8 protein-coding genes and 4 tRNA genes are annotated in these 11,404 nt (G+C 35.8%); 11 read left to right on the top strand and 1 reads right to left on the bottom strand.

Features of this window, described 5'->3' with window-relative positions; all coding sequences use genetic code 11:
• The 9 genes from BMW37_RS15095 to BMW37_RS07585 all read left to right on the top strand — a co-directional run.
• Positions 1-453 (top strand): hypothetical protein (locus BMW37_RS15095; RefSeq protein ID WP_177168617.1); only part of this gene is annotated, 453 nt, incomplete at its 5' end.
• Positions 454-1,113: 660 nt separating this feature from the next.
• Positions 1,114-1,629 (top strand): hypothetical protein, encoded by a 516-nt coding sequence (locus BMW37_RS07620; RefSeq protein WP_093319285.1) that lies wholly within the window; start codon positions 1,114-1,116, stop codon positions 1,627-1,629.
• Between the two features lie 413 nt (positions 1,630-2,042).
• Entirely contained in the window at positions 2,043-3,110 is a 1,068-nt protein-coding gene (locus BMW37_RS07615; protein ID WP_093319282.1) for a methyltransferase, read from the top strand.
• Between the two features lie 187 nt (positions 3,111-3,297).
• On the top strand, positions 3,298-4,455 hold the full coding sequence (gene ampH, locus BMW37_RS07610) for a D-alanyl-D-alanine-carboxypeptidase/endopeptidase AmpH (RefSeq protein WP_093319470.1): 1,158 nt from the start codon (positions 3,298-3,300) through the stop codon (positions 4,453-4,455).
• A 129-nt stretch (positions 4,456-4,584) separates the two neighbouring features.
• Entirely contained in the window at positions 4,585-6,048 is a 1,464-nt protein-coding gene (locus BMW37_RS07605; RefSeq protein WP_093319280.1) for an aminoacyl-histidine dipeptidase, read from the top strand.
• A 457-nt stretch (positions 6,049-6,505) separates the two neighbouring features.
• Positions 6,506-6,582 (top strand) — tRNA-Met (locus BMW37_RS07600).
• A gap of 5 nt (positions 6,583-6,587) precedes the next feature.
• Positions 6,588-6,672 (top strand) — tRNA-Leu (locus tag BMW37_RS07595).
• Positions 6,673-6,719: 47 nt separating this feature from the next.
• A tRNA-Gln gene (locus BMW37_RS07590) sits at positions 6,720-6,793 on the top strand.
• 82 nt (positions 6,794-6,875) lie between these two features.
• Positions 6,876-6,949 (top strand) — tRNA-Gln (locus BMW37_RS07585).
• Between the two features lie 141 nt (positions 6,950-7,090).
• Here the strand turns inward: BMW37_RS07585 and BMW37_RS07580 are convergent.
• The gene (locus tag BMW37_RS07580) at positions 7,091-7,834 is read right to left on the bottom strand and encodes a Nif3-like dinuclear metal center hexameric protein (protein WP_093319467.1); all 744 of its coding nucleotides are present in this window, start codon (positions 7,832-7,834) and stop codon (positions 7,091-7,093) included.
• A gap of 264 nt (positions 7,835-8,098) precedes the next feature.
• On the opposite strand from BMW37_RS07580, the gene BMW37_RS15735 reads away from it, so the two are divergent.
• Both BMW37_RS15735 and BMW37_RS15730 read left to right on the top strand, forming a co-directional pair.
• Complete coding sequence (locus BMW37_RS15735) at positions 8,099-9,652, top strand: methyl-accepting chemotaxis protein (protein ID WP_093319277.1); 1,554 nt, start codon at positions 8,099-8,101, stop codon at positions 9,650-9,652.
• 138 nt (positions 9,653-9,790) lie between these two features.
• A complete protein-coding gene (locus BMW37_RS15730; RefSeq protein ID WP_093319275.1) occupies positions 9,791-11,329 on the top strand; it encodes a methyl-accepting chemotaxis protein in 1,539 nt (512 codons plus the stop codon).
• Positions 11,330-11,404: the final 75 nt, after the last annotated feature.

The following is an 11,404-nucleotide window of genomic DNA, read 5'->3' as shown; positions in this document are numbered from 1 at the left end:
CCACAAGTGCCTCCTGTAGATGAGGTCAATCCTGAAGTGCCGGATAACTGCAAACCTATAGAATTAAACTACAGCAATCCGCAATCCTCTGCTCGGTCATATACCTATCCAACTATTACAGATTTTTATGTTACTGGAAAAGTAGCAGAGCGTGAAATATTAACTGTACATTATACATTTATACCAGCAGATACTAATGACCCATATGGTTTGGCAAATGGAACCCTATACGAATTTGGTCCAGCAGGAACAACTAGACAGACAATTAACTTTAGCTCTCCAAGAGCAGGTTATCCCCTTGTTGCAGGCAAAAATTCATTTAACTTAGCACCATTAACAAAAGAGTTGTTAAAAACAGATTTAGAAGTAAGTTTGTGGGCGTTAAATGAGTATTACGAAGGTACACAAATCCTTACTTATTCATTTAGTACCCTGCAAGCTCCTTGTAAATAAAAAGGCAGACATGTTAAGCACTCTAAAAAATACAAATTGACATCCTCCCCCTGCTAAAGCAAGGGGATGCCTACTGTTCACCTTCAATTATTTAAAGGAGTCGCTTCGGTGGGTTCTTGCTTTACAGAGATGTCTAACCGCACATTCTCTCCATAACACTTCTAAAAAAGTCCCATCACTGAAGGTGGCAAAACGGACAATCCCCTATCAATACAAATCGCTGTTATAGCATTGGTAATCGGAGCTTCGCCCCCTCATTCTGTTTGTATCGGCACAAACCACTTACCACCTGCATTTTTTATATTTAAAAACATCACAATTTAATAGTACGGATTCAGGTAATATCAAACTATCGAGAACTACCGACACTAGCTTATTGCTGAATTCAAGCCAGAAATATTTAATTATTTTAAATCCACCCCCAATGTATACATAAAAAAGGTATAATAGCATTAGTGTAAATACTATTATCGCTTAACTTTTGCTGATGGTAAGCGAAGAACTAATAAAAAAGGTATCAACTCGATATTAAGACAGTTTTAATTAAATAAAATTGATATCTCATGGAGACAGGCACACCCGCTATGCTTCCTTACTAAATGCTCTGTTCTCTCACGATCATGGCATTCACTGAAAATTTACAATAACACGAGGTTTTAAATGCAGGCTGAAGTAAATAATCCCTTACCAGATGAAGAAGAAATGGATTTAAATGTTGCTATAATTGTGACAGATCCAAATGTTAATCTACCGCCAAGTGGCATGTTGCTCAATGCTATTTTACAGAAAACCGAGGAATTCGATATAACAATTACTGAAGAATCAATTTTTGTGGTTGGTTCGTTAAGAGAAGTCCCCCTTTTGGTACAATCACTTTCAGAAAGTTTAGTCTATGATGGGATTATTGTCATCGATATTATTAGTCCTACTGATAATATGACAAAACTATTACTTCCAAGTATTACCAGTGCTATTTATCAAGCTGAACTTGATAATGGAACTGCAGTTTATCAAGCTATTTATTTCCAATCAGATATTTCTGGTACCCATTCTGGAATGGCTCAACTTGCTGAGTCCACCTTAAAACAAACATTAATTTATATATCACAAAATATTATAATCAGAATGAATGGTGTTGAATTTTCTGAAGATATGGATGACGAAAATCCTTTTTGAGGTTTAAATGAGATTTAGTTTTTTTAACGTTGCTAATTTGCTAAATAGTATCAAGCTAACACAACTCCCATAAACAGAGATAGTTGTCTAGCCGCCTTTTATTCTAACATACCATTATAAGGAGTATTGAAGGCGGCATTTAAGTCATGATTTAATGTGATCTGCGAACCAATAGACCAAGATGTTCTGTTTTATCAAAAGTTCAATATAATTTCATTCCTATAAACGTAAAACCTTGCATATAAGAAAATGAATCGGTAATCTACGCTGCTATAAAGTGTTATTTTTTCGTAGCTACTTTAGCAATAAGCCTTATTTACAAACCATATTTAACGTAAATTACCTAGCTAGTCGCTCAAAATAGTATTTATTATTGAATAAATTGTATTTTAACCTAACCATAATAGAATGCCATGCATACACATACACCCGCTAGTCTAATATTAAATCGTCATACAGAATTACTTAACCAACATACCATTATTTTTGCAGGCGATATTCAGGACAATTTTGCCGCTGAGTTTAAACAATCAAAAGTATTAACATCACAATTTCATCATGCAAAAAGATTAGAAAAAAATGGAATAGATACAGTATATAAAGCTATTTTTGATAAGCTTGATGTCGAACATGCAACCTTACTCGTCTATTATTGGCCTAAGGTTAAAGAAGAAGCGCTATTCCAATTAACACAATTGTTGTCTATTGTTAATGAACAAACTGAGATTTTAATTGTCGGAGAAAACCGTGTCGGAGTCCGTAGCATTGAAAATCGCTTTAATGATATCCTAACAGTCCAAAAAATTGATACTGCAAAACGTTGCTCTTTGTACTACGCAAAACTTAATACAGTACCTAAATTCGATATTGAGAACTATTGGAAAAGTTATTCTTTACCAAATGGCAAAATGCATTATGCTTTACCAGGTGTATTTAGCCGTGACCATCTTGATTCAGGTAGCCGCCTACTTATTTCCAGTTTTATACCTGAAGATAAACACACACCTAAAAATCCTAAACATACCCTAGCATTTTTAACCACACCACAATTAAAAGCCGATGTTTTAGATTTATGCTGTGGTGCAGGTGTGATTGCACTAGCCTTACACGAACACTTTCCAAACCTAACCTGGACACTTGCAGATAGTCAAGCTCAATCAATAGAAAGCGCTAAGCGCAATATGAATGAAATTAACTTACAAGCCAAGATCATCGCAAGTGATATTTTAAGTGAAATAGAGGGAAAATTTGATATGATTATATCTAACCCACCTTTTCATGATGGAAAGCAGACAGATTATGCTATTACAGAGCGTTTAATTTCAGCTGCACCAAAATACCTTAGAGACTTCGGTGCGCTTAGAATTGTTGCTAATGGCTTTTTACCGTATGAGACTTTCATGCAAAGTGCATTTGGTAATGTTGAGATAATAGCCAAAAACACACAATTTACCGTTTACCAATCTGTTAAATTAAGATAAACACAGCGCAATTAAATAAAAGTTATATGGTTTAAGAACTCTTTAATCATTCAGATAAAATAATTAGAAGATAAATTTTAGATGCCAAAACTTTAATGAATAAAGATAAATTATTGCGCTTGATATGTTAACTAAGGAGTATTTTATGCTATTTATCATAGCAAAACACTTTTTTGCCCCAATTGTAATGCTTAACCCTAAGAGTTTACACTTAGTTGTCAATAAAAAAATCACATTCGCTTTATTAACAATAAGTACACTATGCTATACAAGCCACTCAGCTGCGATCTCGGCCACTGAAGCACTAGCAAGTGAATATGCAAAACAGGTATATCAGGATGGACAAGCGCAAGCTATGGCGATGGTCGTCATACATGGTGATGAGCGTTATTTTTTTAGTCATGGGGAGACCATCAAAGGGAATGGGAAATTACCTAGACCTAATTCACTTATTCGCATAGCATCAATTACAAAACCTATTGTAAGTGAAGTTTTAGTCAATTTAGCAAATGAAAATATCATTAATTTAAATGATCCATTACAAAAATATGCACCACAAGGCAAAAAAGTTCCCTTAGTTAATCAAGAAAAACCGATTACCTTGTTATCGTTAGCTATGCATACAAGTGGATTGCCAAGAGAACAACCTAATAAACCACAAAAGAAACCAGTTTTCACATGGCCAACGCAAAATGATAGGTGGAAATGGCTCAATACCGCTACTCCTAAAGCCGCTGCATTTGATGAAGTAAGTTATTCAAATCTTGGCTATGATTTACTTGCAGATGCACTTAGCCAAGCTACAGGACGATCATTTCACGATTTATTGAAGACCTATATATTCATACCAAATCAGATGCATAACACCACTCTTACACCAACACAAGCCCAATGCAATACATTGATGAAAGGCTTTAACGCAGGCCCCTGCATGGATAATACAGCTGCCCATGGTAGTGGTGGTATTTATTCAACACCAGAGGATATAGGTAATTGGATGCAAGGTTTTTTATCTAATTCAAAAAGACCAGCAAAACCCTTAACCGATCAATTACTTTGGACAGGATTTAAACGCTATCAATTTTTGGAAATTATTGGTATGGATGTACCAGGGCAAGCTGCTGAATTTGGTTTAGGCTGGGTAGTATTAGATCCAGAACCAATATTAGGGACTCCAAGAATCATCCAAAAAACCGGTGGTGGAGGTGGGTTTGTTACCTACATGGCCCTAATACCTGAAAAAAACATAGGTGTGTTTACAGTTGTCACTCGTACCCAAAATAGTAAGTTTAAAGGCATGAGTAATAACGTTAACCAACTTGTAGCTAAGCTTTCTGATTTATAATACGCAAGTTCATTCTTTCAATAGAGTTAAGCGTTAAACGACTAACATACAAATTATACACAATAGGCACGCAGCTAGCTAATCAAGCTACGTTGTCTTATCATACTTAACAAATGTGAGGATTCTACTTTGACATTACATGACTTAACACCACAACCTCTTTGGCAAATATTTTCAGACATCTGCAAGATCCCACGCCCCTCTCATCATGAAACTCTGATTACTCAAACTATACAGAAATGGGCTAAAGAACATAACATTGCCTGCGAAATAGATGCCGTAGGTAACTTATTACTTAAAAAACCTGCCACTGCCGGTTATGAGAACCGTAAAACAGTTGTCTTACAAGCACATCTTGATATGGTACCTCAAAAAAGAGATAACAAAGTTCATGATTTTACAAAAGATCCGATTATTCCACAAATCAAAGACGGATGGGTAACAGCAACTGATACAACACTAGGTGCGGATAATGGCATCGGTATGGCTTCTGCTCTTGCTTTATTATTTGATAAAACAACAGAACACGGACCATTGGAAGTTCTCTTAACTGCATCAGAAGAAACCGGAATGGTTGGGGCATTTGGATTACAACCTAATTGGTTAACGGCTGATATTATGATCAACACAGATGCAGAAGAAGAAGGCGAAATCTTTGTTGGATGTGCGGGTGGAACGGATGTGTTAATGCATTTACCTATAAAACGTGTTGATGTTACAAGAAATAAGAATTTTTATGAAATCAGTGTCCATGGCCTAAAAGGTGGTCATTCTGGTATTGATATCCATAAAGGGCTTGGGAATGCAAATAAATTGCTTGCTCAATTACTTGCCAAAATAGCTTGTCAGTTTGAATTAGACATTGCCCATATAGAAGGCGGTACTTTACGTAATGCTATCCCTAGAAAAGCTATTGCAATTGTCGCACTAAAACCGGAAACAGTTGGGGCTATTGAAAAACTGATTGCTGATGAATTGAATGAAATGCACAGTATTTATCATGCTAAAGAACCTGGATTGTCGATGTCAATTCAAACAGCTTCACTCAACAACACTAATACTCAGGTATTAGATTTTGAATCTATGACAACCCTGATTAATTTATTAAACGCACATCCTAATGGTGTAAGCCGTATGAGTGATGCTGCCATAGGAGTAACCGAAACATCCCTAAACCTTGGCGTAATTGAAGCTCACGAAACCCAAATAACAATCATTTCCCTTGTCAGATCTCTAATCGACAGCGGTAAAGTCTTTTTAGTCAATGAGCTTAAATCTTTAGCAAGCATTGCTGGCGCTGAATTCACCTGCCAAAATGATTACCCGGGCTGGGCACCTGATGTAAGCTCACCAATGCTTCAAATTGCCAAACAGACATATGAATCTCTTTATGGTACTGAATTAAAAACTATGATTATTCATGCCGGATTAGAATGTGGTCTTTTGAAAAAGCCCTACCCTAATTTAGATGTGATATCTATCGGACCTACTATTAAAAGAGCACACTCCCCTGATGAATGTGTCGAAATAGCTAGTGTTGAAAAATACTGGAATTTATTGACGCATATTTTAAAAGATATACCCGTGAAATAAATCACAAGTCTCTGACTCAAACTCAGTAAAAAAAACTATCTAAGCAAATAAAGTAGCCAACTTGAATAATAAATAAGTTGCTACTTTATTTTTTTAAGCATAAATAAAACAAGGCGTATTCGAGTCATGAAATCCTTATTCTAACCAAGGATTGTAACAAGTGCGTAAAATCAGTTTTTTCATTTGATTACGGAACAGTTTCTAATTAAGCATTTCTCAGTTAATTCCTAATATGATTATGCGGATATCTATAACCATTCATGAGACGTTTTTTTAAGAGAGATATTTATGATTTCTGTTTATTAAAATCATCGAAAAAGAACAATAAACAGTCATTTTGTATATTAGACAATCAGTCGAGCTGTTTTTTTAAGATTTAATTAAAAAAGTAGTTGACGATACCAGAAGATATCAGCATAATGCGCCCCGTTAAGTCGGAAACGAACTTTAGCAAAATGGCTACGTAGCTCAGCTGGTTAGAGCACAACACTCATAATGTTGGGGTCACAGGTTCGATTCCCGTCGTAGCCACCATTTGTGCGGGAGTGGCGAAATTGGTAGACGCACTAGATTTAGGTTCTAGCGCCGCAAGGTGTGCGAGTTCAAGTCTCGCCTCCCGCACCACTAAAAGATAACCTCAAGTTATCTTTTTTTATTTGTAAAATATTGATTGGGGTATAGCCAAGCGGTAAGGCAGCGGGTTTTGATCCCGTCATCCCAGGTTCGAATCCTGGTACCCCAGCCACAATATTTATAAAAGCCAAATCACATCTAAATAATCCATCAATAACAAAGTTAGTTAGAATAATTAACCTAGTTATCAAGTTTGGGGTATAGCCAAGCGGTAAGGCAGCGGGTTTTGATCCCGTCATCCCAGGTTCGAATCCTGGTACCCCAGCCAAATAAAAAAACTTAACATGGCATATAAATATAATCAATAAGTTGATAATCATGTTATGTTTTTGCAATTATAAGCTTTAAGTAGCTATTAATATTAGAATAAAAGGTCACTATTAATAGCCCACAAAAATGCCTTTTAAAATTAGGCTGGATTGTCAATATCTACAAAAATCACTTCTAATGAATAATTTTGCTCTAACCACTCACCAAGTGCTTTAATCCCATATCTTTCAGTAGCGTGATGTCCTGCTGCAAAGAAATGCAACCCCATTTCTCTAGCGATGTGTATTGTTTTTTCTGACACCTCACCTGAAATAAATGCGTCGACTCCAAATTCAGCAGCTTGTTCTATGAACCCCTGCCCTCCGCCTGTACACCATGCAACAGTTTGGATTAATTTTGCAACATTACCACCTGAATGAAGCGGCTTTCGCTCTAAGGCATTATCAATTCTTTCACTTAAATCCTGCCATGAAAGAGGATGATCGAATTTACCATGAAGCACTAACGGGCAAATTTCCCCTAGAATTTCAATTCCAAACCTATTCGCTAATTGAACGTTATTGCCTATTTCTTCATGTGCATCAAGCGGCAAATGATAGGCAAGTAGATTAATATCATTTTTAATTAATTTAGCTAAACGATTTTTTTTCATTCCTGTTATTATGGGATTTTCACCTTTCCAAAAATAACCGTGATGGACTAAGAGTGTATCAGCATTAAGCTCAATGGCTTTATCAATTAATGCTTCGCTAGCAGTAACGCCCGTCACAATTCTACGTACCTCTGATGCCCCTTCAACTTGTAGTCCATTTGGCGCGTAATCATTAAAGTTAACAATGTTAAGCTTTTCATTGATAACTTTTTGCAGCTGATAATTTGTTATAATCGTTTTTTGTTCCATTTTGACATTAGCCTCTCTATTAATAAATTACATTTATCTCAATTACTTGCAGACACATAAGTATATTAAATCATCTACATTAGAAAATTAAATTAAATAAATGTGTGTAAATGTGAAATTATGTATATCAAATTATTTGCATTCTTCCTATAATACCCATAACCGTCTTAATTTGATATTAATCCGGTTAAATTTACTTAATTTGTCACCAGCAAACACTGAATTATTTATTGTAAGGGTTAACCTATGTTTAATCGAGTTAAAATATCACTAGGATTGATAGCAGTCATCGCTATTTTTGTTGTGCTTCAAATCATCAGTAGTGCATTTGGATATATCCGCGCTGATAAAACAGACAAAGATTTCAATGAAGTCGAAACATTGAATACTCAATTCGATATGCTAAATGCATCGTGGTCAGCTATGCTACATGCACGTATAGAGACGAATCGAGTGGCATTACGAATTTCCACTGGTAAATTAGAAGAATTTGATAATTTAATTGTAGAAGCTGAAAAAGCAATCACAGAATCGAACAATACTTTTAATGCTTTTATTACTACTGATAGATTATCAGCAAAAGGACAAGCATTAACAGCTCCTATTGAAAAATCCTCAAATGAAATGCTTCAAATATTAAGCAAACAATTACAAGCACTCAGGCAAAAGGATGTTGAGTTATATCTCAGTTATAGTGCTTCAAAACTGCAAAAAGAACTCGAAGGACACCTAGCAGCTTATGGTAATCATATACAGAACTTAATCCAAATTAAAAATGAAGAGAGTGTTGTTGCAAAGCGTAATGCGATAATTCAAATCTTAGTTGAATTTTTAATTGCACTAACAGTAGCTATTGTAGCTTTTATTTGGGTACAGCGTGCTATCAAAGACCCATTAGAATTACTGCTTAAACATTTTAAATTTATTGCTGAGGGTGATCTGAGTCATAGAACGAGCTTTGATGGGACTAATGAAATTGGTAAGTTATTTGAGTTCTTTGGCCGCATGCAAGATTATCTTATTAACACAGTCAAAATTGTACGGGACTCAACACATGTGATGGTGTCTGGTGTTGAGAAAATGGCTTCTGGTAATGACGATTTATCTGCAAGAACCGAAGAGCAAGCGGCTTCATTAGAAGAAACAGCCGCTTCCATGGAGGAACTAACCGCAACAGTTAGACTGAATGCAGATAATGCAAGGTCAGCCTCTACTTTGGCTTTAGAAACTTCAGCTACAGCGACTAAAGGAGGAGAGATCACTCAAACAGTAGTTGTCACAATGCGTGATATTTCAGAAAGCTCACAAAAAATTGGTGCAATTACAAATGTAATTGACGGGATTGCATTCCAAACAAATATACTTGCTCTTAATGCTGCAGTAGAAGCTGCTCGCGCTGGAGAACAAGGTCGTGGTTTTGCTGTAGTGGCAGGGGAAGTCAGAAATCTTGCACAAAGAAGTGCGCAAGCTGCTCGTGAAATCAAACAGTTAATTGATGAATCAATTGAACGCGTATCAGCAGGTTCTCATCTAGTTGAAAAAGCAGGCGACACAATGAATGAAATCGTTCAGTCTGTATCAAAAGTAACTGATATTATGGGTGAGATCTCTTCTGCATCTGATGAACAAAGTAGAGGAATAGATCTTGTTTCACAAGCAGTAAATCAAATGGATCAAGTTACTCAGCAAAACAGTACCTTAGTACACGAGTTGGCTAGCTCAGCTAGGACACTTGAAACTCAATCAATTGAGCTAACTAAAGCTGTTGCAGTATTTAAATTAGACAGTTCTTACGATTAATTAATAAAACCTATTAAAAATAGCACTTTACTGATGGTTAGGCAATTTATTTGCCTAACCATTTTCACATCATTGTATTGATAATTTTTATCACTAAAAATATGTATTTACTGATGATTTACACAAAAAGGGAATGATATGTTTCAAAATATACGCATCGCAACAAGTCTCATTACTATTTTTATTATTTTTGCACTTTTACAAGTTGGCAGCAGTAGCCTTGGTTTTTACCGAGCTAAAGTTGCAGCTTTAGATTTTGATGATGTTGTTCAACTTAATTTGCAAAGAGAATATCTTTCTGGCGCTAAAGAAGCGCTTTTAAGAGCCAGAATTGAAAGCAATAAAACCGTAATTATGTCTCTAATAGATAACGATAAGGAAGCTGCCATACTTCTTGCTGCTTCAGAAAAAGATTTAGGGATTGCTAAAAAAGAGTTTAATCATTTTTTTGAGTTAAAATTAACATCAGAAAAAGGAATACAACTTGAAGAGCCTATTAAAATATACCATGCTGAGCTAATTAGTCTACTTGAGCAACAGCTTCATGCATTAAAAAGTGAAGGAGAAGAAGGTTATCTTCGTTATGATGTTGAAGAGGTTCAAATCAAATTAGATCAAGCAATTGAAACTTTCTCTAATCACATACACTCTTTAGTTGAACAAAAGAAAAATGAAAATACGCATGAAGTAACAATTGCAACTGTTCAACTTATTGCTGAATTAATCCTAGTGATAACCATTGTGATTATGGCTATGATTTGGTTACAAAAATATATTAATAATCCTGTTCAAAATTTACTTAATCACTTTCAACACATTACAGATGGTGATCTAACCGATAGTATTCCGAACCTTGGACGAAATGAAATTGGACAGCTTTATAATTATTTCCAAAAAATGCAACAATCATTAATTAATACAGTCAGTGCCGTAAGAGAAACAACCCATGTTATGGTTGCAGGTGTTGAACGTCTTGCTGCTGGTAATGATGATCTTTCTGCAAGAACAGAACAGCAAGCGGCTTCACTTGAAGAAACTGCTGCAAGTATGGAACAACTGACTTCAACGGTAAGATTAAATGCTGATAACGCTAAAAATGCGTCAGTTGTTGCTAATGATACTGCTTTAACTGCAAAACGTGGCGGTGAAATTACCTCAACAGTTGTTACAACGATGCAAGATATTTCTGATAGTTCACAAAAAATCGGCGCTATCACAAATGTGATTGATGGCATTGCTTTCCAAACAAATATTTTAGCACTAAATGCTGCCGTTGAAGCTGCGCGTGCTGGAGAGCAAGGTAGAGGATTTGCAGTTGTTGCAGGTGAGGTTAGAAATCTTGCACAGCGTTCAGCTCAAGCTGCTAGAGAAATTAAACAATTAATTGAAGACGCATTAGAGCGTGTGAATACAGGATCTAATTTAGTTAAAAATTCAGGAAGTACGATGGATGAAATCGTCAGTTCCGCTTCTCAGGTGAATGATATCATAGGTGAAATATCCTCAGCATCAGAAGAGCAAAGTCGTGGAATTGAACTTGTATCCCAAGCAGTTCATCAGATGGATAGCGTGACACAGCAAAATAGCTCATTGGTTAACGAACTTGCTTCTTCTGCAAGAATATTAGAGCAGCAAGCATCATCCCTTTCAAAAGCCGTTTCTGTCTTTAAACTGTAGAATACCTAGCATACTTAACCTACCTAATCCTTTAAGCATTAGGTAGGTTCCCCTTCATTCTTTAGCTTTATTCTT

The organism is Thorsellia anophelis DSM 18579, from assembly GCF_900111395.1.
Classification (GTDB): domain Bacteria; phylum Pseudomonadota; class Gammaproteobacteria; order Enterobacterales; family Thorselliaceae; genus Thorsellia; species Thorsellia anophelis.
The sequence above is the reverse complement of the archived record's forward strand: the minus strand, read 5'-3'. Positions and strand labels throughout refer to the sequence as shown.

Bases quoted from the DNA above. Each gene is read 5' to 3' on its own strand.
- ampH (WP_093319470.1), top strand. From the start codon at position 3,298: ATGCTTAACCCTAAGAGTTTACACTTAGTTGTCAATAAAAAAATCACA.
- BMW37_RS15735 (WP_093319277.1), top strand. From the start codon at position 8,099: ATGTTTAATCGAGTTAAAATATCACTAGGATTGATAGCAGTCATCGCT.
- BMW37_RS07620 (WP_093319285.1), top strand. From the start codon at position 1,114: ATGCAGGCTGAAGTAAATAATCCCTTACCAGATGAAGAAGAAATGGAT.
- BMW37_RS15730 (WP_093319275.1), top strand. From the start codon at position 9,791: ATGTTTCAAAATATACGCATCGCAACAAGTCTCATTACTATTTTTATT.
- BMW37_RS07615 (WP_093319282.1), top strand. From the start codon at position 2,043: ATGCATACACATACACCCGCTAGTCTAATATTAAATCGTCATACAGAA.